Below are 23,903 nucleotides of genomic sequence, written 5' to 3' on the forward strand. Positions count from 1 at the left end.
TGTTTAAAAGAATAGAAAGATGAAAGCATATAGAAATTACATACATATAGGGGTTGTTACCTACATTTTGCTTTTTGCCTCTTGTGATAAGTGGTTGGATGTGGCTCCACAAACCCAAATTGAAGCTGAAAGGGTGTTTGAAAAAGAATCGGGTTTCCAAGATGCGCTGACGGGCGTCTATGTCAAGATGACAAACGAACAATTATACGGTCGTGAACTCACTTTTGGAATGGTGGATGGATTGGGTGGACAGTTTAACGGACAGACCTCAGCGAATCAGTACTACTCTACGGTCAATTATGATTATGATGAGGAGAATTTTATTAGTAAATCCGGCGACTTGTTTGAAAACAGTTATAATACGATTGCAAATATCAATACACTTATCGATCAGATAAATGAGAAGGGATCGGGATTGTTTTCTGGTGTTAATTACCACGTTATACGAGGCGAGGCTTATGGTTTACGAGCGCTATTACATTTTGATCTGGTTCGTTTATATGGGTCTTCGATAGCCTCCAATGGGGAAACAGAGTTAGCATTGCCGTATATGGATGCGGTTGGTACAGTGCCCAAGGAAAGGTTAACTACTCGTGCTTTTTTAAATCGGGTCATTGCCGATCTGGATATAGCAACGGAGGAGTTAAGAGGTTATGATCCCATTGTGCCCACCAATGCAGCTAATGCCTCCGTGTATCTTCGTGACCGAACATTTAAACTCAATTATTATGCTGTTAGAGCGCTACAGGCTCGTGTTTTATTGTACGCTGGTGATAAGGTAGGCGCATTAGCTGCGGCTAGAGAAGTTATAGAAAGCAATGTGTTCGGATGGACACCATCTTCAGAAATCGCAACTTTTGACGAGAGTAACAGAAATAAGATTTTTACGCAAGAATTAATCTTCTGTCTTAATATCTCGAACATGGCTACTGTTACCAGTCCGTTCTATGATCCTGAGGTGTCGGGTAACTTGTTGGCCCGATCGCCCTATGAATATGAGTCCCTTTTTGATCCTGTTGATTATCGATTTGTATATCTGACACGATTCAATGAGAGCATTTGGAGGCGTTATTCTACAAAGCTTATTCAAAACGGATCGACAGCATTTTCGAATCGTATGCCGATTCTTCGAAAGTCCGAGTTGTATTATATTGCAGCAGAGTGCCTTTCTGATACGGACCCTACTGCCTCAGTAGCATACCTGGATGAAGTCCGCAGGCATCGAAATCTGCTTGATGAACTTTCTCCAACACTGACATCGGATCAGATTGAAGCTCAGATTCGGTTAGAATACAGGCGTGAATTTATTGGAGAGGGACAGCTGTTTTACTATTACAAGCGTAAAAACGCAAGTCAAATAGATGGTGTATACGTGACAATGAACGAGGAAACTTATGTGTTGCCGTTGCCTGACCGGGAAATATTTTATGGACAATAAATGAAAGGAAGAGCAAAATGAATTTTTTATATAAAGTAACCATAGGAGTATTATTAATTGTAGGCTTATTTGCTTTGGCCGGTTGCGAGAAGGATATTGACGGGTATACACAGGATCCTCGATTGTATTTTTTTGAGCGTGCTAACGATGTCAATCGTACACGTGTGAGCAGCCGCACATTTACATTTTTGACCTTAGCGGATGAAGAAATGAAGGATACGCTTTATATCAAGGTAAAGACTATGGGGGAAATCGTTAACCGCGATAGACAAGTTATGGGTAAAACGATTGCCGAGGGAACCACGGCTATAGAAGGAGTAGATTTCGATTTTATTCCTGGTTTGGTGCCCGCAGGTAATATTGAAGGGCTATTGCCGGTTGTACTTTATCGTACCCTACGCTTAAAAAATGAAACTGTTGTTCTGAATCTCACCATTGGCGAAACTGCAGATTTTAAAGCGGGTGTGATAGAAGACGAGGTTTTTACCTTGAGTTGGGCAGATCGACTGATCCAGCCGAACCCTTGGCCATTTTATTTTGGTGCGTATAGTAATGTAAAATATCAATTCATTATCGATGAGTTGGGTATTGCTGAGTTTCCCTCGCAATTGAGCCCACGAGTGGAAAATTTGCCGGGAGAATACTCACTTGCAGATTTACAGGACATGGCGAGTCGATTACGTGTTAGACTGAGAGAGGTGAATACCGAAAATTTTGGCAAGCCTAACTATCCGCTACGTGATGAGAATGGCGCATTGGTCGTATTTTAAATAAGGAAAAAGGATGAAAAGAATTTTATATATATATATAGCGCTAGCTGCAGTCTTTATACAGAGCTGTAAAAAAGATCTCGGCAATTATGATTATATGGATACCGAAGTTGTTCGGATAGACACGGGCGGTATAGGGGCGACATATAGGATCCTACGGTTGTCACACCTTCAAATCGAACCAGAAATACAAATTCCAGAAGGACAGGATTTACAATATCAGTGGTTACTTTATGGAAAGCAAACTACAAATAATGCTGTTCCACCGGCTAAAGAAGTGTCAAACCAGCTCAATTTGGATTATATTATTTCTGAACCGGTAGGCGAATATATTGCCGAATTAATCGTGACCAACAATACAAATGGATTAAAATCCAACGTGCTTTTTAACGTGAGTGTGACGGCAAATATGGAATTCGGGATGATGATTTTGTATCAAACGGCGCAGGGAGGCGATGTGGATTTTATCCGTACGCCTGCACTTTCCGCAGATATCGCTACCACTACCCAAACAAAAGGGCTGTATAGTTTAACAATGGGCAAATACCTTGCTGGGCAGGCCAAATTTATTTGGAGTGCACGTCAAGCTTATCAGATTACAAATTGGATTACGGTAGGAAGTGACAATAGTCTCGGTAGGTTTTTGGGTAGCGATTTCACATTGATACGGGATCAGGAAGAGTTATTTCGTAACAGAGAATTAGAGATTAATCCCCAAGCCTATGTGTTCACGATTGGTTCGCAGCAGGTCATGATTAACGGTGACAAATTATTGGTGGCGACTACAGGTTTTTTCGAAAGCGATATTAAATTTGGTAGCCCTGCGGACGGAGATTATGAATTGGCACCTTATCTATCACCTAAGGTTTCTTCTGGTCTGGGTGCAGTTGGATACGATACGAAACATAGTCGCTTTATCCGGTATTTTATATCAACCAATACTGTGGGTGATTTTTCTGCTCCAGTCGAAGGCCAAGCGTTTGACTTACGTAATATAGGTAAGGATATGCTCTATATGACTAGTGGCGCATCAAATTATACCTACGCCTTTTTCAAAGACAAGACTGGAGATGCGAGATGGCTTTACGGATTGAATTTTAGCGCAACGGACAATGGAGCTTTGGCAATTGGTGCTTACAACATGACTTCCCTTCCTGAAATTTCAAGTGCGAAGTTTTATCAGGTCAGTGGATTTGGCGGATACGCTTACTACGCGACAGCAGATAAGATCTATAATTATGCTTATCAGTCAACCAATACCGCTAGCCTTGCCTTCCAGATTCCTGAAGGAGAAGAGATTACCTGTATGAAATACTACCGACCTACACCGAATTCGATGGTAGCTGATAAAGAGGAACGGGTTCTATATGTCGCTACTTGGAATGGCACAAATGGAAAGGTATACGAACTTGCTATCAATGAAACCTCGGGTGTAGTCAATCAAACCCCGTTGAATGTGTTTGAGGTCGATGGTAAAGTGGCAGATATGTCTGCGAGAGCAAAGGGATTCGGCTAAGAAGTTATTTGTGATAGATACAGTAAAGAAATGATGTATAAAAAAAACAGCATGATATCAATAAGTAGTATAATAAGAAAATCAATTTTAAGTATAACAGGAACACTTTTATTAAGTGTTCCTGTTATAGCGCAGCAAATGCAACCATTTCGTGTTATCCCCGAATTTCCGAAAGAGCAAGATACCGTTCAGCTGGTATATGATGCCCGGACGACGGTGTTGAAAAATGCAACGGAAATATCAGCAGCAATGACTGGATTCCAGGATTTTAAATGGATACAGGATAATCTGAAATTTACAAAAAGAGATTCTGTTTGGACAGCAACCTATGTGTTGCCCCCGAATTTAGGTTTAATGAATTTGACTTTTCAATCTGACACTATTCAAGATAATGGAGGCGAGTTAACGTATTCCTATATTCTTACTGCAAACGACGGCCGTCAGGTCTCAGGTGGTTTGCTGGGCTGGGGTATGTTGCGTACCCCACATATTGTGAAAGGCGTTCCTTATGTGGTGGATACAGCGGCTTACAAGACAGATGAAATTTTGCTGATGTGGGTCAAGTATGAATTGCAATATCATCCGGAGAATCGCTTTAAGGTGTTGTATGCAGCCGCAAGTGCACTGAAGCATATGGATAAAGAGGAGTCTTTAGGTAAACTGAATAACGAATTGGATGCGCTCCAGCAGATTCCTGATTTAAAAGAAGATAACTTTATGCAGCTTATGAAAGTGTATAAAGAGGTATTGCAGGATACAAGCAAGGTCAAGGAAATTGAAGGTAAAATACGTTTGCAATTTCCCGATGGTAAATATGTAAGTGATTATCAGCGATTGGCTGATTTTAAATCAATACAAGAAGCAAAAACGGAGGAAGGGCGCTTAAAGGCAGCCATGTCATTTGTGGATAAACACCCTTACAACGAATCGGATGAGGAATTCAATGAAGCGAATCGCATTAGCCACATTACTGCCTATTGGATAATCTCGGTCTATACCAGTATGCAGAAAGACTTTGCGGCTTATTCCAAGTATATCTCAACAGCTGCCCCTTATGAATCGCTATCTAATGTCATTTACAGATCCTTATATGTTCCCTATATTTCTCAGGCTAGTATGAATGCGCAGGAGATTTTACCTTATACACGGGTGGTATTAGAACGTTTAAACTACTACAAGGATAACTTTCAAGGGGACCGATTTTCCACACTTTACTATGCCAACGCGGCTCTTTTTGCCAAGATATTGGTAGATAATAACCTGTATGACGAAGCCTTTGTTTACGCTGCCGCAGCACAGAGTACCAAAATGTATGAAGACGCTAATCTAAACGACAGTTATGTCCGTGTTTTAGAGGGGCAAGGGAAAGCAAAGGAACTGCAGATGGCGTTGGAGAAGAGTTATTCGCTCAACCAAAGTTCAACTTACATGTTAGAGCTGATGAAGACGTTGTATACCAAACGCAATAAATCAGAGAAGGGATACGAGAGTTATCTGGCTAGTTTGAAGGATGCGGATAAGGGAAAAGAATTGAAAGAGAAAGTTCAAAAACTACTAATCAATAAGGATTTTGCTGATTTTCAGTTGCTGGACCAGAATGGAAATAATGTGCGTCTGTCTGATCAGAAGGGTAAAATCATTGTCCTTGATTTTTGGGCGTCTTGGTGTGCACCTTGTAAAGCAGCCTTTCCAGGGATGAAACTTGCCGTGGACCACTTTAAAAATGACCCTAATGTTGTTTTTTATTTTGTAGATACCCAAGAGAAAAAGGATATGAAGGAGTATGTCACCAACTATATGAAGGAAAATGATTATCCGTTTACGGTGTTGTTGGATGGCGATAGTAAAGCGTCGAAGGCAGCTGGTGTGGGCGCAATCCCGCATAAGATGGTAGTAGGTCCTAATGGTAAATTGCGCTTTTCCGAAGTAGGCTATATGGGCAGTTCCTCCGAGCTTGCGGATGAAATTATTGAAATGGTACAGGTATTAAAAACGGAAAAATAAAATGACTAGGATGTTAAAAGGATGTTTGCTGATTGGACTCTGGTTCTCTGCTTTAAATATAGCAGGTGCGCAGCAGTTTAACTCGGAAGAGGTTATATTTGAAGCAAAGGGTGATACGATCCAAATCGGCGCAACAATTACCAGTCCCCGGGAGGCTGGACAATTTCCGGCGCTTGTGCTTCTCTCTGGAACCGGACCGCAAGACAGAGATTGTACGATGGCGGGTCAAAAGTTATTTGCCCAAATAGCCGGTTACCTGAGCGAGCGCGGCTATATTGTATTGCGAATGGATGACCGTGGCGTGGGGAAGACAACAGGAACCTATCAACAAGCTACTACAGCCGACTTTGCAAAAGATGCTTTGCAGGCTGTTGATTTCTTGAAGACCTATCCAAACGTAGATAGCAGAAAAATTGGTCTCTTGGGCCATAGCGAAGGTGGAGCTGCGATGTCTATCGCCGCGTCACAGTCTAAAGATGTCACTTTCCTCGTTAGTTTGGCTGGACTAGCCACCAACGGTATGGAGTCATTATTGATTCAGAATGAAAATATTGTACGCAATTCGCCTGCGACACCTGTGGATCAAAAGCGATATAACCAGATAAATAGACTGATGTTCTCGACAGCTTATCAGTATGCCCAATCCGATAGTTTGGAAAGCAAGCTGAATGAGGTTTATGACTACTGGAAAATCAAAGATGACCTCTATTTCAAAACCTTAGGTAAGGAATGGGATCACTTTCGTTTTCCGATCTATTCATACGCCATGCAGGCCGTTGGACCGTGGTACCGTTATTTCGTTCGCTATAACGCAGAATTGGTGTTGAGCCAGGTCGATGTGCCTATATTAGCATTAAATGGCGACAAGGATGTTTATGTGGATCCTACTAATCTGGAGGGATGGCAGAAATACAGCAAGTCCGGACAGAAGGGGTTGGTAACGACTCATTTATTGCCAAACGTCAATCACCTAATGCAAGCGTGTAAGACCTGTGACGCCAAAGAGTATGCGGAACTGGGGACGATACCGACAAGTACATTGGCTATCATTACCGCATGGTTAAATAAAACAGTAAAATAGTGAGCAGGAACCAAGGAAGAGTATAGTTGTCCTTCAAGGAATCCATGGACTCATTTGGCGTCGCAGTTCTTCCGATAACAATAGTGTAAATGAGCTCATTTTGTTGGGTTTGTGAATACAATACATTTTGTCTAAGTTTGCCCCTTATCTGTGATGAGGGGCATTTTTTTTAGTGTGGTTGGGTAGGAATTGAATTGAAAATTTTATGAATAGAGATATAGATACACCAACTTCTCCGGTAGTTAAAAATACAGTATATGCTATTTTGTTTGCTATTAGTTTCAGTCATTTGCTTAATGATCTATTGCAGGCAGTCGTGCCGGCTATCTATCCGATGCTTAAGGAGAATTTTAAATTGAGCTTTACGCAGGTGGGGTTAATTACGTTGGTGTTCCAGTTATCAGCTTCAATATTTCAACCTTTAGTGGGATATTATACGGATAAACGACCTAATCCGCTCTCCTTGGCCATTGGTATGGGATTTACATTGATTGGATTAATCTGTATATCGCTTGCCCCAAGTTATGGCTTTGTTCTTGCTTCGGTGAGCTTGATCGGGATAGGATCTTCCATATTCCATCCCGAAGCTTCGCGTGTTGCCCAGCTGGCATCAGGAGGCAGGAAAGGTTTGGCACAGTCCATCTTTCAGGTAGGAGGAAACGCAGGGAGTGCGATTGGTCCATTGATTGCCGCTCTAATTGTTATACCGCATGGTCAGGCTTATATCAGTTGGTTCGCATTGTTCGCGCTATTGGCCATTGTTATCCTGACGGCTGTGGGTAAGTGGTACAAAGCAAACATGGTCGTGAACACTTCTACATCCAGAGTAGCTAAACTTGAGATAGGGGCACCGGTTCTGAGCAAAGGAAAAATTACGCTTTCGATCGGTATTTTATTGGTGCTGATCTTTTCTAAGTATTTTTATATGGCTTCCATGACAAGTTATTTCACGTTCTATTTGATCGATAAGTTTGGTCTCTCGGTTCAACAATCTCAAATCTATCTTTTTGCTTTTCTAGCGGCGGTTGCTGCAGGTACTATTCTCGGCGGACCTTTGGGAGATCGGTACGGGCGCAAGCTTATTATCTGGGTTTCTATTTTAGGGGCTGCTCCTTTTACGTTGCTTTTACCTCATATGGATCTTTTTTGGACGGTTGTGTTAGCTGTACTGATCGGGGTAATTATTTCTTCGGCTTTTTCAGCTATTTTAGTCTATGCGACAGATTTGGTCCCAGGAAAAGTGGGGATGATAGCAGGTCTATTTTTTGGTTTTGCTTTTGGAATGGGTGGGATAGGATCGGCGCTCTTAGGATGGCTGGCTGATCACACCAGCATACAATACGTCTTTCAGGTTTGTGCTTATCTTCCGCTGATCGGTATTATTACAGGCTTATTGCCCAATATTGCAGGTAAACGGAAGTAAGGGTTTAAATTGGATATAAAAAATAGTAAAAGAGATGCAGCTCATCACTTATCTTAAAGAAAAATTCCGCTTATCTGACGACTTGTTGTCACAGATCGAACTGGTTTGTTCAACAAAGATCTTTAATAAAAGAGACGTGATTTTATCTCCCGCACGTTATTCCAAGCATATTTTTTTTATAGAGAAGGGATTGGTACGTATTTTTTACGAAAAAACGGATAAAAAGATCACCCATTACTTTTGTCCGGAGAATACGTTTGCGGCCGGGTCGGAAAGTGTTTTTTACAATAAATTGTCGCAGTACGGGATTGAAGCGATCGAACAAACTGAAGTAACCATTATTCCTTTCTCTGTTATTGAAAAGCTAGCGGATGAATCTCTTGCAATGAATAAAGTCGTTCAGCAGATATTGTTGGATGCATTAATTGGATTTTCTTCCCGATTGCACAGTATGCAGTTCGAAACCGCTCAAGAGCGTTATCAAAAATTTTTAGAGACGAATCCCGAAATTCTACTGCGTGCACCCTTAGGTGACATTGCGAGCTATCTCGGGATATCACAACAAACCCTAAGCGTAATACGCGCAGGCAAGTAGCCCACCCTTTTACTGCTTTCTTTCTGCTAATTCAATGTTTTGAACAACAAGTTTCGTTTTTTAAGATATCTTAAAAAAAGTAAATCAAATTTACGAGACCTTTGTTTTAGAATTGAAAATGTATAATGATACCATTATTACCACGGAATAAAAACAGGCAGATGAAGAATAAATCACGGGTGTGTTATGGTTTAGTAGGCACTATGCTTTTAATGGCACCCATTGTAAAAGCACAAGAATATGTCTCTCCGAAATTAAAACAGGTCGTGCAGCAGGCATTGCTGTCTAATAGGGGGTTGAAATTGAAATCATATGAGGTAACAAAGGTACAGCTAGAAGCGGAAGGTGTAGATGCGAAAAAGTTGCCGCATGTTTCGGCAACGGGATTATACACGTATATCAACGGAAGTGGTCAAATCGATCTACCTGCATCCAGTATCCCACTGTTTGATTTGGGGTTATTTGAAGGTGCTACTGATTTCGGTCTGCGTTCGCAGGCAGCCTTTGTGGGGGTCAGTGCCAAACAGATCATATTCTCCGGACTACAGATTCCAAACGGTCAAAAAGCACTTCAGGAAAAGGCAAAAGCACAACAGTATCTCGTAGAGGCCAACAAGGAAAATATCGTAAAAGATATCATCTCGACTTTTGATCAACTCATGTTACTTAAAGAGGTGGATAAATTAATAGCAGATTCTGAAATTAGATTAAAGAAAGAACAGGAAAAAGTAAATAAGGCGATAGAAAATGGACTGGCGATTCCGTATGACAGAGATAAGCTAAAGTTGGCCATGCTGGAGCTGGATGAAAAAAAGGTCGAAGTAGAAGGCAATAGAAATTTACTCTACAAGAAGTTGGAACAGGAAACCTCTTTATCTTTCGATGAGTTAAATCGTGTGGTTTATTCATTAACACCGTGGAACTTATCCGAATTGCCGGCTGGTGTAGAAAATCGATTGGAACTAAAAGCGCTAAATACTTCCGCTAAAGCCTATGAATATGTTTATAAGAAGGAAAAGGGGGCATCTCTACCTGCAGTTTTTGCTTTCGGGTCTGTTAATTATTTAAATGTATTTGATACGCAATTGACGATCAAGGATATGCCTGTTGTTGGGAACGTAGACTTATCATCAAATCACCTGAAGTTGCGACCTAATTTCATGGTAGGGGTGGGTGCGAAGTGGGACATTTTCACAGGAGGCGAACACCGGAATAAATTGAAGCAAGTTAAAATAGATCAAGAAATCAATGCAATGAAACTCGCTGATACGGAAGAAAAATTGAATCTATTGTTGGAAAAGAATAAGGTTACGTATGCGACCTCCCGGCAACGATATCGCGTGGGGGAACAACAGATCAAGATCGCAGAAAACAATTTGGTATTGGCGACTAAACAATATGAAGCTGGTTTGATTGAAATGACAGAAAGACTCTCTGCCGAAAATGATTGGTATAAGGTGAAGTTAAACTATTACAACAACATACTTCAGCAGAGGCAGGCCGCAATGGATTTATTGCACACCTCTGGCACATTGGTACAAACGATGTTTGAATAATTATACATATGAAGCATATACATATAATCCCATTTCTACTACTGATTGTGGCTTGTCAGAGTCAATCAAAAAGAGTCGACCAAGTTGACGGAAAAGTGGAACGCGAACAAATAACCGTCGTGACTAAAGTCCCTGGAAAAATCGAAAAAATCCTTGTTCAGGAAGGTGACATCGTACAGGCGGGAGATACCTTGGCTATATTGGATATCCCGGAAGTAGACGCAAAAGAAGAGCAGGCGTTAGGCGCATTGGAATCCGCCGAAGCCCAATATAATATGGCAGTAAAAGGAGCTACTGCTGGTCAGTTGGTACAGCTGCAGGCTAAAGTCGATGGCTTAAAGGAGCAATATGATTTTGCGCAGAAGTCGATTGATCGGTTAAATAATCTGCTGAAAGATAGTTTGATTTCCCAACAGAAATATGACGAAACGTATGCGAAATACCAAGGCGCTAAAAATCAGTACTTAGCGGCACAGGCCGAAATAGCTGAGGTGAAAAGCGGCACCCGGTATGAACAACAGGTGATGGCATTAGGCCAAAAGGACCGGGCGAAAGGAGCCGTGTCGGAAGTACGTGTCGCTGCAAGGGAAAAGTTTGTTGTCGCGCCTCAGCAAATGACCATTGAAACGATCAACCTCAAAATAGGAGAATTGGCTCTTGCTGGGTATCCTATATTTAACGGTTATTTAAATGAATCTACTTACTTCAGATTTACGATACCCGAGAATAAAATTGGGAAAGTAAAAAAAGGAGCAACGATAGCAATACAGGTCCCATATTTAGACAACAAGATTATACAGGGAAAAGTCGTTTCTTTGAAGACCTTGAGCTCCTACGCTAACATTGCGACAGCTTATCCAGATTACGATCAGCAACAGACCTTATTTGAAATTAAGGTGCTGCCTGTGGATCCGCAGGTTGGACAGGATTTACTCACCAGGACCACGGTGAAACTAACATTAGATTAGATGGGACGTATGTTGAAAACAATCTTAACATTGATCAAAAGGGAATTTAACCTATTTTACAACAATAAGGTCCTACTCGTCCTCTTTATTGGCGCTCCTATTATGTATAGCGTACTGATAGGAAATGTATACCAAAAAGGTAAGGTAACGGATCTACCCGTTATTGTAGTCGACGAAGACAATAGTCCTATGTCGCATACATTCATTAATATGTTGGAAGATAACGAGAGTGTTGTGGTATCGGCTATTTTACCATCTTTATTTAATTCAAGGGATTTCGCCATTAAAGCTGACGCAACAACGGTGGTACACATTCCCAAAGGTTTTGCATCTGGTGTACAACAAAATCGATTGCCCGAAGTAACGGTATTTGTAGATGGCTCCAATACGTTAACATCTAATACGGCATTAATGGCCGTAAATGTGGTTGCTATGACAATGAAAGCTGGTGTGCAGATCGAATCGCAAAAGAAAAAAGGTGTACCCGAATACATTGCTTCGCAACAGTATGAGCCCTTTAAAACGACTATTATAAAACAAAATATCCGAAGCGGGAATTATTTGTATTTTATGTTACCAGGTGTTTTGATTACTGTTTTTCAACAGGTTTTGCTGTTGGGTTTAGCGCTGTCTTTTGCGTCGGAGTTTGAAAATAAAACGTTTAAGGATCTGGCGACTAAAATGCCTAACGCCTTGGGATTGATGTTGGTTAAAGTGATTCCCTATATACTGATGTCTATTGGTATTGTGGTTCTATATTGGATGGTAGGTGTATATTATCACATGCCACTGCACGCTAGTTTCTGGTGGTTTATATTGTCCACTTTTGTGTTTGTCATGGCAGTTTGTGGATTAGGAATATTGGTAAGTATCCTGTTGCCCAGTCAATTAAAAGCGACGGAAGTGTTGATGGTTATTGCTACGCCGGCTTTTATTGTAAGCGGATTTACATGGCCGCTGAGCCAGATGCCGAGCTGGATTCAGCACATCTCGTCGGTTATTCCCACGACCCATTATTTAAAAATATTTAGACTCCTATTTATCCAACAGGCAGAAACATATCATCTCCATATGCCCCTGCTTGCTTTAGCAATAATCACTACAGTCTGCTTTATAGCAGCATGGATTATTCTTTCCATTAAGATTAAAAAAGTCGGGAGTATTGCACGAACAGGAAAAGATGAAAAAAGTTCGGTAACATAAAAAAGGGGTATTAAAATCCCCCTTAAATTACATTTTCAACCCTATCTCTCGCAGTCGCTCGTCCAAATATTGCCCCGCCGTATAATCGGGATATGCTTTTGGATATTCCTCCGAAATACAACTATCCAGACAGGTCAAACTCATAGTAGATTTTGGGTGTAGAAAGAACGGCACGGAATAGCGGGAGGTCGTCATCAATTCGCGGGGTGGATTGACCACGCGATGTGTGGTGGATTTCAATTTATTGTTTGTGAGACGTTGCAACATATCGCCCACATTCACGACGATATCTTCCCCTTTGGCCTTGATAGGAAACCAAGCTCCATCTTTAGTTAATACCTCTAATCCATCTGCACTGGCACCGATTAATAACGTAATTAAATTGATGTCTTCATGTGCCCCTGCCCGTACGGCGTCAGGCGATAAGGTATCGGGATTTTCAATCGGAAAATAATGTATTGCCCGTAATATGGAATTGCCGTTAATGACGAATTTTTCAAAATAATCTTCTTCTAAATCCAAATAAACAGCAATGGCTTTTAACAGGTTGCGTCCCGCATCTTCCAGTTTTTTGTAAACCTCCGATGTGATTTCATTGAATCGCGATAGCTCAGCTACTTCTGGATTATCTGGAAAGTCTGCTTTTGAATACGTTTCACCCACAATGGTCTGGCCACGTTGCCAAAATTCTTTCAGATCGGGTGTACTGGCATCTTTCGCTTTTTCACGTCCTTTTGCGGTGTACCCGCGCTGTCCGGCAAGTTCCGGAAATTCATATCGGCGTTTCGTATCTTCAGATAAGTCGAAGAATGCTTTCACCACTTCGTACAAATCATCAATCAGCTGTTGACTCAATCCGTGATTAGCGATGGTAACAAAGCCGGTTTCGTTGAAAGCCTTGCCGATATCCTGAGAAAACTGCTTGCGTTGTGCTGCTGATCCCTGTGTATAGTTTAAGAGGTCTAGCCGAGGTATGTTTACGATTGCCATATTTAACTGTTTGTTTAATGCAAAGTTACGGAATAATATTGTTTGGAAAATTTTTGTAACGAGAATGTCAAAGGGTATAGATTGAAATGGTAAATTTAAGGAACTTATTTTTTAATCAAATTTCTTTTACTGATTCTAGATTGTATTTGCATGCATTATTATCCTTATTTTCTATTTGCCACTCAAGCCGTGGCGGGGCTCTTCTTTTTACCTCAAAAAGAAGCAAAAACTCGTCGCTGTACCCATTTGCCACATTGGCTAGTGCCTCCTTCTGCAATTGGCAAATGACTAAGGCGACATCATTAGTGAATGTAAGGATAGTGCATTGATTATATTGTATTTTTATAATTTAGCGTAACATTGACCAAGTCTTGAATTTTGTCAAACTTTTTTTCAAGAAAAAGTTTGGAGCCCTGCCACGGCCAGTGGCGGAAAGGTGGTGAAATGGGGATGCCATTAAGAATACATTAAAAAAATCGAGAAAATATTTGGAATCTCAAATCAAAGTGGTAAATTTGATATGCTTGCATAATAAAAAAGCAAAATCCAAACATGAGCCAAGATAACACAATAGATTACTTTATGAAGACTGCGTGGCAGACCGTTGCGAACAAGTACAATTTTATTGCTACGCAGCATGGGTTCACTCAGGCCGCCGGTTATATTTTAATAAATATTCATAAAGACGGCACCCCTGTTTCCCAAATTGCAAATTCAACAGGTGTTAAAACCACATCGCTATCCCGTGTGTTAAACAATTTAGAGGCCTTGGGGTTTATCTATCGAGAGACCAGTGAAACTGACAAACGGTCCGTGAAAGTGTATTTAACGGAATTGGGTAAAGAAAAACGAAAGATTGCAAAAGATGTAGTCCGAGAATTTAATGAGTATTTAGAATCTCAACTTCCAGAAGAAGAGCGTATCCAACTCGTTAAGACGCTTAGTAAAATCAACGAGTTAGCGAGTAGCTACATGCCGGGATTGCGCTTAGAATCTTTGGATTAATAGATCTAATGAAGAAAAAATCATAGACAGATGGACCCGACGTGAATTATTTATTCATCGAAGGCTCCACTGACCATAACGAAAAAATCATAGAGAGATGAACAGAAGTATTAAAAAAATCGCTGTTTTGGGTTCGGGCGTAATGGGATCGCGCATTGCATGCCACTTCGCGAACATTGGTGTCGAAGTATTGCTACTGGATATTGTGCCAAGTACTTTAATACCTGCTGAAGAGGCCAAAGGACTTACCTTAGACAGTAAGATCGTGCGAAACCGCATTGTCAACCAATCGTTGGAAACCGCAGTGAAGTCAAATCCTTCACCACTCTTTAGTAAATCGTATGTAAAACGGATTAAGACTGGAAATTTTGATGATGATCTAGCACAGATCGCGCAGGTGGATTGGGTTATTGAGGTCGTGGTTGAGCGTCTGGATGTCAAAAAATCGGTATTCGATCGGGTAGAGCAATTTCGAAAACCGGGGACATTAATTACATCTAATACATCGGGTATACCCATACATATGATGACCGAGGGCCGCTCCGACGATTTTAAAAAGCACTTCTGCGGGACACATTTTTTTAACCCTCCTCGATATTTGCAGCTTTTGGAGATCATTCCGACGGCAGATACCGATTCCGATGTCGTAGCATTCTTAATGGAGTTCGGTGATAAGATGTTGGGTAAAACGGTCGTATTATGTAAAGATACACCTGCTTTTATCGGGAACCGTATCGGTGTCTATTCCATGTTGGCATTGACACATTTAGTTGAAAAACTAGACCTTTCGGTAGAGGAAGTGGATAAGTATACGGGGCCGGCAATGGGACATCCAAAATCAGCCACTTTCCGTACAGCTGATGTAGTAGGTCTGGATACCCTGGTAAATGTTGCCAAAGGACTGAAACAGAACGCCCCGGGTGATGAAGCGAAAGGCGTATTTCAGCTACCCGCCTTCATTGACAAGATGGTGGAAAATAAATGGCTGGGTGAGAAAACAAAAAAAGGATTTTATGAAAAAGTAAAAGATGATAAGGGCGGCTCGGAGATTCTGTCTTTAAATCTAAAAACAATGACCTTTGGTCCGCAGCAAAAGGTGAAATCGACCACCCTAGAAGCGACCAAACCAATTGAAGATATTCGTAAGCGCATGAAGGTTTACGAGCAGGGCACAGATAAAGCTGCTGAACTCTTCCGAGCGATGCATTATCCGCTGTTTGAATATGTGTCCAAGCGTGTGCCTGAGATTACGGACGATTTCTTCCGTATAGATGACGCGATGCGTGCTGGTTTCGGCTGGGAGATAGGTCCATTCGAGGTATGGGATGCATTGGGAGTCCGCGAAACCATTGAAAAAATAAAGACGGAAGAAAAACGACTTCCAGGACAAGAAGGTGCAGTTGCATCGTGGGTACATGATATGTTGGCAGCGGGGCACGAGTCGTTTTATAAGATAGAGAACGGGGTCCGTCAGTTTTATGATATTGCATCGAAGTCCTATAAGCCTATACCAGGGGCCGAGGAGCTCATTGTACTTGACCACATCCGCGAAGCAAAAACAATTTGGAAGAATTCGGGTGTGTCCATTATTGATCTTGGCGATGGGATCATCAACTGTGAGTTCCATACCAAGATGAACACGATTGGCGGCGATGTGATCCAAGGTGTGAATAAAGCGATCGATTTGGCTGAAAAGGAATATCGCGGTCTCGTCATATCGAACGACGGGAAAAATTTCTCTGCAGGGGCGAACATCGGAATGATATTTATGATGGCCGTAGAGCAAGATTACGATGAGCTGAATATGGCCGTCCGTATGTTTCAAAATACAGCCATGCGTATCCGCTATTCGTCTATTCCAGTTGTAGCAGCTCCTTTTCAACTCACATTGGGAGGAGGATGTGAATTTTCGATGCATGCTGATTTTGTACAGCTACATGCCGAAACGTACATGGGGCTCGTCGAATTTGGCGTGGGTGTTATTCCAGGAGGGGGAGGCTCCAAAGAATTTGCCTTACGCGCCTCCGATGAATACCGCGACGATCAAATTGTACAAAACACATTAAAGGATAGATTTTTGACCATCGGGCAAGCCAAGGTGTCGACTTCAGCCGTAGAAGCTTTTGAACTCGGTTATTTACAGCAAGGAAAATATGCTGTGACGATGAATAGAGCACGCTTATTGGCAGATGCAAAAGCAAAAGCCTTGGAGCTAGCAGTCGAAGGATATATACAACCTGCTCCACGAAATGACATTAAAGTGTTAGGTAATCAAGGTTTGGGTATCGTTTATGTGGGAGCAGCATCGATGCGGGCAGGTAATTACATCTCCGATCATGATAAAAAAATCTCCGAGAAACTAGGTTGGGTGATGTGTGGAGGAAATCTTTCGGCGCCAACTGAAGTCTCCGAACAATACCTGTTAGATCTCGAGCGTAAAGCCTTTTTAGAACTTTGTGCTGAGCGCAAAACACTGGAACGCATTCAGCATATGCTGACGAAAGGGAAGCCGCTTAGGAATTAGACAGAGAAGATATTAGATGTGAGATATCAGATGCTAGATTAATGATATTTAAGAATTATGCACAATTTACAAGAACTTCTAATATGGCAAAAGGCAATTGATCTTTCTGTACATGTATATAAATTAGTTGCTGATTTTCCCAATGACGAGAGATATGGATTGTCCTCACAGCTAAAAAGATCTGCCATTTCCATCCCGTCCAACATAGCGGAAGGAGCTGGACGAAATTCAGAAAATGAATTTGTTCATTTTTTAGGAATCGCTAACGGTTCTTCATATGAATTGCAAACACAGATAGTAATAGCTCATAAACTATCTTTTATCAGCTACGAAGAAATGAACTTTGTTTGTGATAGCGTGGCCGAAATACAGAAAATGAACTACGGTTTTCAAAATAAACTGAGAAATAAGAAATAATTATGTGCGGGTTTTGGACAGAGCAAATTCTCATATCTAAAATCTCACATCTCAAATCAAAAGCAATGGAAGCATACATAGTAGCAGGATATCGCACAGCAGTAGGAAAAGCGCCCCGTGGCGGATTTCGGTTTATGCGAGCAGACGACTTGGCCGCCGATGTGATCAAACATCTGGTCGCCTCAGTTCCAAATTTAAATAAGGAAGAAATCGACGATGTGATCGTTGGAAACGCAATGCCTGAGGCGGAGCAAGGATTGAATGTCGGGAGGCTGATCTCTTTAATGGGATTGCAGACCGATAAAGTACCTGGTGTTACCGTCAATAGGTATTGTGCCTCTGGATTAGAGACTATTGCTACAGCAGTTGCCAAGATTAAATCGGGGATGGCTGATTGTATTATCGCCGGAGGTGTAGAGGTGATGTCGGGAATGCCTTTTGGCGGGTGGAAAATCGTGCCGAATCCGACTGTTTCGAAAGACCATCCCGATTGGTACTGGGGAATGGGAATAACGGCCGAGGCCGTTGCAAAGGAGTACAAGGTGTCACGCGAAGATCAGGATGCTTTTGCTTTAAAATCACATCAAAAGGCAATTGAAGCCATAAAAAATGGACATCTGCGTGATGGTGTAGTGCCCATTACAGTAAGAGAAAATTATCTTAAAGACGGTAAGACGATGGAAACACGGGAATATATCGTCGATACGGATGAAGGTCCGCGTGCGGATTCTTCTTTAGAAGCGTTAGCGAAATTACGACCGGTTTTTGCTGCAGACGGAGTAGTAACAGCAGGGAACTCTTCGCAGACTTCGGATGGAGCAGCCTTCGTATTGGTGATGTCGGAAAAGAAAATGAAGGAATTAAACCTTCAACCTATTGCCAGGTTAGTGAGCTATGCTGTCGCAGGTGTACCCCCGCGCATTATGGGAATTGGTCCGGTTGCAGCTATTCCAAAAGCGTTGGCGATGGCAGGATTACAAAAGGAAGATATTGATCTGTTTGAATTGAACGAAGCATTTGCTTCACAATCCCTCGCGGTGATTCGGGAACTGGGTTTGGATGAAGAAAAGATTAATGTGAATGGAGGTGCTATTGCCTTGGGACATCCCCTCGGTTGTACGGGAGCAAAGTTAACTGTTCAAGTTTTGAATGAGCTTAAACGTCGAAATAAGAAGTACGGTATGGTCACGATGTGTGTAGGTACCGGACAAGGTGCTGCAGGAATATTTGAAATGATGAATTAGATTGGAGATCTGAGACATTAGATTGGAGATGTCACCTTTCTAATGACTTAAATCTCAAAAAAAGATTAAAATCAATTTTTTCTGTTATCAAGTTTAATAATTAAAATCCGATGTGAACGATGAGAAAAGAATCTCACATCTCAAATGTAATAAGAAATGAAACAGACTATTAAGGGTGGTGAATTTGTAATCAAAGAAACCGAATATGCCGATATTTTCATTCCAGAGGAATTTGACGAAGAGGCCCGGATGATACGGCAGACCTGTTTGGATTTTCTGGATACTGAAGTGTTGAACAAGCTCGATCGCATCGATGCACAAGAAGAGGGATTAATGACCAACCTGCTCGACAAGGCAGGAGAACTTGGAATGTTGGGTGTGTCGATACCTGAGCAGTACGGTGGTTTTGGCAAGAATTTCAATACATCGATGCTGGTTGCCGATGCGGTCGGTGGCGGATTTTCTTTTGCGGTAGCTTTATCGGCACATACGGGTATCGGTACCTTGCCTATCCTATATTATGGGAATGAAGCGCAAAAAAATAAGTATATTCCAAAATTAACGACCGGTGAATGGAAGGCTGCCTACTGCTTAACGGAGCCTAATTCGGGTTCAGATGCCAATTCAGGTCGCACCTCGGCCAAACTAAATGCAGAAGGGACGCATTATTTGATCAATGGCCAAAAAATGTGGATCACAAACGGTGGTTTTGCAGATATATTCATCGTGTTCGCTAAAATTGATAACGATAAGGATTTAAGTGCGTTTATTATCGAACGGAATTTTGGCGGTATTACCATGAATCCGGAAGAACACAAATTAGGTATTAAAGGATCATCCACCCGCCAGATATTTTTTAACGACTGTGCAGTTCCAGTAGAGAACATGCTTTCTGATCGTGAAAATGGATTCAAGATAGCCGTCAATATCCTAAATATTGGCCGTATTAAATTAGGTGCTGCGACCATTGGGTCTTCCAGAGCAATCTTGACGCAATCTATTAAATATGCAAATGAGCGGGTTCAGTTTAATCTGCCTATTTCAAAGTTCGGTGCTATTCGTTACAAATTAGCGGAAATGGCTACACGGCTTTTCGCGGTGGAATCGGCGGCTTATCGTGCAGGGCAAAATATTGATGATGCCTATGATGCATTAGTTGAAGGAGGAATGGATGAGGCGAAAGCGAAATTAAAATCTGTCGAACAGTTTGCTATTGAGTGTGCAATCATCAAGGTATGGTGTTCGGAGATGTTGGATTATGTGGTGGACGAAGGCGTACAAATCTATGGTGGGATGGGATATTCTGCCGAAGCCCCTATGGAAAGAGCTTATCGGGATTCTCGTATCAACCGTATTTTTGAAGGAACGAACGAGGTAAATAGGCTGTTGGTGGTGGATATGTTGCTAAAACGGGCGATGAAAGGCGAATTGGATTTAATGGGACCCGCGCAAGCTGTCGCCGGAGAGCTCATGTCTATCCCTGACTTTGGTGCAGAAGACGAAGCCCCATTTGCAGCGGAGAAGAAAATTATTGCTAACCTGAAGAAAGCAGGATTACTGGTTGCCGGTGCCGCGGTTCAGAAGCTGATGATGTCGCTTTCTAAAGAGCAGGAAATCCTGATGAATATTGCTGATGTGATTGGATACGTATATGTAGCTGAATCGGTATTATTGCGTGCAGAAAAACTCCACCATTCAAGAGGGGAAGAGGGGGCATCGCTGACTACCGATATGGCACGTGTCTATTTATATTCGGCAGTGGATAAAATAAATATCGCGGCCAAAGAAGCACTGTACTCATTTGGAGAGGGTGACGAATTAAATATGATGTTAGTTGGGCTACGACGTTTTACTAAAGCGCAGCCTTTCAATGTGAAAGACGCCCGCCAGCGGATTGCACGGAAGCTTATTGAGGAAAATAAATATTGTTTTTGAAGTTTTTAGGTTTAGATTGATATTGGGCCTGCAACGAAAGTTGCGGGCTTTTTTTAGGCATTGTAAAAAATAATTAAATAAAATCTACTTATTTGGTAGACTATTTAAAAAAATTTATATATTTGTCCCATAAACGTAAACAATGGGCGTTGGCTACGAAGTATTTATTATAAGAAACAATATGAAAACAAACTATCTAAACCGCGAGTTTTATTTCTGGAACTCGACAGATCTAATCAATCTTTATTGTCTTTCGATGCGCATGCGAATGTGTTCCTAAATTCGATGCTGTAGTATATTTAAATACAGACCATACATAACAATTTCTTTAACACAAGTGAAGGCGACGAAAATCGACTATCGATATGATGCGCATATATAGCGTCAAGCTATCGTGTTGACCTGTTCGTCAATAATTTAGAAAACAATTAGATGAAAACAAAACATACGTTTCAAATCTGCATCCTCATCAGTGCTTTTATACTGACAGTTTCTTCTGTTTATGCACAGAATGAGCCAAAACCAATTATTAATGCATCTTTAGCAGGGACGATCATTGACGCGCTTACGAAGGAGCCTATCTCCGGTGTAACCGTGCAGCTGGAGGCGGTAACCCATCAGGTAAAAACAGACCGTGATGGGAAGTTTCAATTCGTGACCGGACAAAAACTGCCTTTGACATTAAACGTATCATACGTGGGGTATGCAAGCCGAAAAGTAGTCGTTGAGACTTCGCCTACCGTGATAGAATTAACACCTAGTTCCACGGCTTTGGAACAGGTTTTGGTAACATCACGAAGAAGGACTGAACAGATTCAAGACATTCCGATTCCGGTATCGATCGTTAGGGCGAGTACGATAGAAGATGCAGGAGCGTTTAATGTAGCCCGGATTAAAGAAGTGGTCCCTACCGTGCAATTATATTCTTCTAATCCGCGTAACACGACGTTAAATATCAGAGGATTAGGTTCTACTTACGGTTTGACCAACGATGGAATTGATCCAGGGGTCGGTTTTTATTTAGATGGAGTTTATTTGGCACGTCCCGCCGCAACCTCATTAGACTTTATTGACGTTGAGCAAATAGAGGTACTACGCGGACCACAGGGAACATTATTTGGTAAGAACACCACATCAGGCGCATTTAACATTACATCTCGTCAGCCCGAATTTACACCTAATGCAAATTTTGAATTGAGCTACGGTAACTACGGCTTTATACAGGCTAAAACCTCCTTAACTGGTCCATTGGTCAAAGATAAGTTAGCTGCCCGCGTTTCCTTTTCAGGAACACAACGTGATGGAACATTATATAACGTCTACTCGGATCGGCAGATCAATGATATCAATAATTTAGGTGTTAGAGGACAATTGTTATTCACGCCAAACGATAATTTGAAGATATTATTGGCAGGGGATGTCACGGCACAGCGTCCAGACGGCTATGGTTGGGGTGTCGCCGGTGTGGTCGAAAATCAGCGGTCTGAATATAGACAGTTTAATAGCATCATCAAGGATCTGGGATATGAAATTCCGTACAAAAGCGCCTTCGAAAGAAAGGTCGATCTGGATACCCGCTCAAAGGCAGATAACGAATTAGGTGGAGCATCATTAAACGTGGACTATAAAATAGGAAATGGTACCTTGACTTCTACATCTGCATGGAGATATTGGAACTGGGTGCCATTAAATGATAGGGATTACCTCGGCGTGCCGGCCTATACCATCTCTGCGGGTAATTCGGTTCATGATCAATGGTCACAAGAGTTTCGTTATTCAGGCAATCTCAGTGAGAAGGTAAGTGGTGTAATAGGTGTGTTCGGATTGTGGCAGGATCTAAGAACAGATCCTGTACATACCGAAGAAGCGGGTGATGCGCTATGGCGATTTCAGCAAAGCAGTGCATCTCAGACACAATGGGCTCCAGGTTTGATCGATAAGGTAGGTATTCGTACGAAATACGGTATCAAGAGCACCAGTTTGGCCGTGTTCTCTCAAGTAGATTGGGCGATAACCGATAAATTGCATGTGTTGCCAGGAATACGCTACAACTATGATAAAAAAGTAGCCAACTACGACCGGACGAAATACATTGATAACAATATCGAATACACAGCGGAGCAACTTGCTGCAGTAAACAGCATTTATTCCAATCAGACCTTCGATGTTAATGCGGATGCCGGAAATCTGTCGGGACAATTATCCTTGCAGTATAAATTTACACCAAATTACAATACCTATGTTACTTATTCGAATAGTTATAAGCCAATAGGTATTAATGTCGGTGGGCTGCCGGTTATAGATGGGCAAGTAGCAACGGATTTAGCCGAGGTAAAACCGGAGTCCGTAAATCATGTGGAATTTGGCGTAAAAACTAACCCGAGCAGGAATTCCTTCCTAAACCTTACGGTGTATCAAACCAATATCACAGATTATCAAACGCAGGTTCAAACACCAGATCCTGGTGTAAACAGAGGATATTTGGCGAATGCAGAAGAAGTTCGGGTAAAAGGATTTGAGTTAGATGGATCTATCCGACCTTGGAAGTTCCTTCGGTTGAATGGTGCTTTGGCTTATACTGATGGGAAATATGAGAAGTTTACGAATGCACCTGTTCCGTTAGAAGAAGTGGGCGGCGCACAGGCATTCAAAGATATTTCAGGAGGTGAATTGCCTGGAATTTCTAAATGGTCTTGGACGCTGGCTGCAGAATTAACAACAAAAGGGAATTTTCTGAACTTACAAGGGAATTACTTCTTGGGCACAGATCTTTTTTACCGTTCAAAATTTTCTTCCAGTCCATCCCCCTCGCAATACCTAAACATAGACGCATATGCTTTATTGAATGCGCGTGTTGGATTTAGAGCCACCAATGGACTGTCTGCCATCGTATGGAGCCGTAACTTGACGAATAAGGATTATTACGAGCAGCTGCTTGCAGCACCAGGAAACTTTGGCCAATATGCTGGTGTAATCGGCGATCCGCAAACGTATGGTGTAACGTTGCGCTATAATCTTAAATAACCATCTAGCTGAAATAAATATGAACAATACCAACATCATACCAGAAAGGACGTTCTGGAAATCAATAGATTTTATTAATCTCTATTGCCTGTCCCTTCGAATGCGAATGTGTCGCTAAATCTCCCTCCCTTAATATAGCAACAGAAAGGGAAGCCGAGGCTTCCCTATTCTGTTCAATAATGAAACAAGTAATCAATTGGCGTTGGCACT

Annotated in this window: 17 protein-coding genes; 16 read left to right on the top strand and 1 reads right to left on the bottom strand. The window is 41.7% G+C overall.

Annotated features, from left to right (window positions below; all coding sequences use genetic code 11):
• Positions 1-19 precede the first annotated feature (19 nt).
• The 10 genes from FAZ15_RS07595 to FAZ15_RS07640 all read left to right on the top strand — a co-directional run bounded on the left by FAZ15_RS07595 (position 20) and on the right by FAZ15_RS07640 (position 12,554).
• Positions 20-1,438 carry a RagB/SusD family nutrient uptake outer membrane protein gene (locus FAZ15_RS07595; RefSeq protein ID WP_136900727.1) on the top strand — a complete coding sequence of 473 codons (1,419 nt, stop codon included), beginning with the start codon at positions 20-22 and terminating at the stop codon, positions 1,436-1,438.
• A gap of 17 nt (positions 1,439-1,455) precedes the next feature.
• Positions 1,456-2,208 (top strand): DUF4843 domain-containing protein, encoded by a 753-nt coding sequence (locus FAZ15_RS07600; protein ID WP_136900728.1) that lies wholly within the window; start codon positions 1,456-1,458, stop codon positions 2,206-2,208.
• A gap of 13 nt (positions 2,209-2,221) precedes the next feature.
• Positions 2,222-3,724 carry a PKD-like family lipoprotein gene (locus tag FAZ15_RS07605; RefSeq protein WP_136900729.1) on the top strand — a complete coding sequence of 501 codons (1,503 nt, stop codon included), beginning with the start codon at positions 2,222-2,224 and terminating at the stop codon, positions 3,722-3,724.
• Positions 3,725-3,775: 51 nt separating this feature from the next.
• Positions 3,776-5,728, top strand: coding sequence for a peroxiredoxin family protein (locus FAZ15_RS07610; RefSeq protein ID WP_162304898.1), 1,953 nt, complete (start codon positions 3,776-3,778; stop codon positions 5,726-5,728).
• A 10-nt stretch (positions 5,729-5,738) separates the two neighbouring features.
• Entirely contained in the window at positions 5,739-6,809 is a 1,071-nt protein-coding gene (locus tag FAZ15_RS07615) for an alpha/beta hydrolase (protein ID WP_162304899.1), read from the top strand.
• A gap of 205 nt (positions 6,810-7,014) precedes the next feature.
• Complete coding sequence (locus FAZ15_RS07620; protein ID WP_136900732.1) at positions 7,015-8,232, top strand: MFS transporter; 1,218 nt, start codon at positions 7,015-7,017, stop codon at positions 8,230-8,232.
• 34 nt (positions 8,233-8,266) lie between these two features.
• Positions 8,267-8,827 (top strand): Crp/Fnr family transcriptional regulator, encoded by a 561-nt coding sequence (locus FAZ15_RS07625; protein ID WP_136900733.1) that lies wholly within the window; start codon positions 8,267-8,269, stop codon positions 8,825-8,827.
• 161 nt (positions 8,828-8,988) lie between these two features.
• Entirely contained in the window at positions 8,989-10,383 is a 1,395-nt protein-coding gene (locus tag FAZ15_RS07630; protein WP_238387192.1) for a TolC family protein, read from the top strand.
• A gap of 8 nt (positions 10,384-10,391) precedes the next feature.
• Positions 10,392-11,351, top strand: coding sequence for an HlyD family secretion protein (locus FAZ15_RS07635; protein WP_136900734.1), 960 nt, complete (start codon positions 10,392-10,394; stop codon positions 11,349-11,351).
• A gap of 9 nt (positions 11,352-11,360) precedes the next feature.
• Positions 11,361-12,554 carry an ABC transporter permease gene (locus FAZ15_RS07640; protein ID WP_238387193.1) on the top strand — a complete coding sequence of 398 codons (1,194 nt, stop codon included), beginning with the start codon at positions 11,361-11,363 and terminating at the stop codon, positions 12,552-12,554.
• Positions 12,555-12,581: 27 nt separating this feature from the next.
• Here the strand turns inward: FAZ15_RS07640 and FAZ15_RS07645 are convergent, their stop codons facing one another.
• Positions 12,582-13,544, bottom strand: coding sequence for an isopenicillin N synthase family dioxygenase (locus tag FAZ15_RS07645; protein WP_136900735.1), 963 nt, complete (start codon positions 13,542-13,544; stop codon positions 12,582-12,584).
• Positions 13,545-14,096: 552 nt separating this feature from the next.
• Between FAZ15_RS07645 and FAZ15_RS07650 the strand changes: the two genes are divergently transcribed.
• From FAZ15_RS07650 to FAZ15_RS07675, 6 genes are all read left to right on the top strand, one after another.
• Entirely contained in the window at positions 14,097-14,549 is a 453-nt protein-coding gene (locus FAZ15_RS07650) for a MarR family winged helix-turn-helix transcriptional regulator (RefSeq protein ID WP_136819317.1), read from the top strand.
• A gap of 97 nt (positions 14,550-14,646) precedes the next feature.
• A complete protein-coding gene (locus tag FAZ15_RS07655) occupies positions 14,647-17,073 on the top strand; it encodes a 3-hydroxyacyl-CoA dehydrogenase/enoyl-CoA hydratase family protein (RefSeq protein WP_136900736.1) in 2,427 nt (808 codons plus the stop codon).
• A 57-nt stretch (positions 17,074-17,130) separates the two neighbouring features.
• Complete coding sequence (locus tag FAZ15_RS07660) at positions 17,131-17,490, top strand: four helix bundle protein (protein ID WP_136900737.1); 360 nt, start codon at positions 17,131-17,133, stop codon at positions 17,488-17,490.
• Positions 17,491-17,555: 65 nt separating this feature from the next.
• Entirely contained in the window at positions 17,556-18,734 is a 1,179-nt protein-coding gene (locus FAZ15_RS07665) for an acetyl-CoA C-acyltransferase (RefSeq protein ID WP_136900738.1), read from the top strand.
• Positions 18,735-18,890: 156 nt separating this feature from the next.
• Entirely contained in the window at positions 18,891-20,669 is a 1,779-nt protein-coding gene (locus FAZ15_RS07670; protein ID WP_136900739.1) for an acyl-CoA dehydrogenase family protein, read from the top strand.
• Positions 20,670-21,101: 432 nt separating this feature from the next.
• Entirely contained in the window at positions 21,102-23,693 is a 2,592-nt protein-coding gene (locus FAZ15_RS07675) for a TonB-dependent receptor (RefSeq protein WP_136900740.1), read from the top strand.
• Positions 23,694-23,903 lie beyond the last annotated feature (210 nt).

The organism is Sphingobacterium olei (assembly GCF_005048855.1).
Lineage (GTDB): Bacteria > Bacteroidota > Bacteroidia > Sphingobacteriales > Sphingobacteriaceae > Sphingobacterium > Sphingobacterium olei.

Coding starts and splice junctions, on each gene's coding strand:
- FAZ15_RS07605 (WP_136900729.1), top strand. CDS start 2,222: ATGAAAAGAATTTTATATATATATATAGCGCTAGCTGCAGTCTTTATA.
- FAZ15_RS07670 (WP_136900739.1), top strand. CDS start 18,891: ATGAAACAGACTATTAAGGGTGGTGAATTTGTAATCAAAGAAACCGAA.
- FAZ15_RS07595 (WP_136900727.1), top strand. CDS start 20: ATGAAAGCATATAGAAATTACATACATATAGGGGTTGTTACCTACATT.
- FAZ15_RS07635 (WP_136900734.1), top strand. CDS start 10,392: ATGAAGCATATACATATAATCCCATTTCTACTACTGATTGTGGCTTGT.
- FAZ15_RS07640 (WP_238387193.1), top strand. CDS start 11,361: ATGTTGAAAACAATCTTAACATTGATCAAAAGGGAATTTAACCTATTT.
- FAZ15_RS07650 (WP_136819317.1), top strand. CDS start 14,097: ATGAGCCAAGATAACACAATAGATTACTTTATGAAGACTGCGTGGCAG.
- FAZ15_RS07660 (WP_136900737.1), top strand. CDS start 17,131: ATGCACAATTTACAAGAACTTCTAATATGGCAAAAGGCAATTGATCTT.
- FAZ15_RS07620 (WP_136900732.1), top strand. CDS start 7,015: ATGAATAGAGATATAGATACACCAACTTCTCCGGTAGTTAAAAATACA.
- FAZ15_RS07615 (WP_162304899.1), top strand. CDS start 5,739: ATGTTAAAAGGATGTTTGCTGATTGGACTCTGGTTCTCTGCTTTAAAT.
- FAZ15_RS07625 (WP_136900733.1), top strand. CDS start 8,267: ATGCAGCTCATCACTTATCTTAAAGAAAAATTCCGCTTATCTGACGAC.
- FAZ15_RS07645 (WP_136900735.1), bottom strand. CDS start 13,544: ATGGCAATCGTAAACATACCTCGGCTAGACCTCTTAAACTATACACAG.
- FAZ15_RS07665 (WP_136900738.1), top strand. CDS start 17,556: ATGGAAGCATACATAGTAGCAGGATATCGCACAGCAGTAGGAAAAGCG.
- FAZ15_RS07630 (WP_238387192.1), top strand. CDS start 8,989: ATGAAGAATAAATCACGGGTGTGTTATGGTTTAGTAGGCACTATGCTT.
- FAZ15_RS07600 (WP_136900728.1), top strand. CDS start 1,456: ATGAATTTTTTATATAAAGTAACCATAGGAGTATTATTAATTGTAGGC.
- FAZ15_RS07675 (WP_136900740.1), top strand. CDS start 21,102: ATGAAAACAAAACATACGTTTCAAATCTGCATCCTCATCAGTGCTTTT.
- FAZ15_RS07610 (WP_162304898.1), top strand. CDS start 3,776: ATGATATCAATAAGTAGTATAATAAGAAAATCAATTTTAAGTATAACA.
- FAZ15_RS07655 (WP_136900736.1), top strand. CDS start 14,647: ATGAACAGAAGTATTAAAAAAATCGCTGTTTTGGGTTCGGGCGTAATG.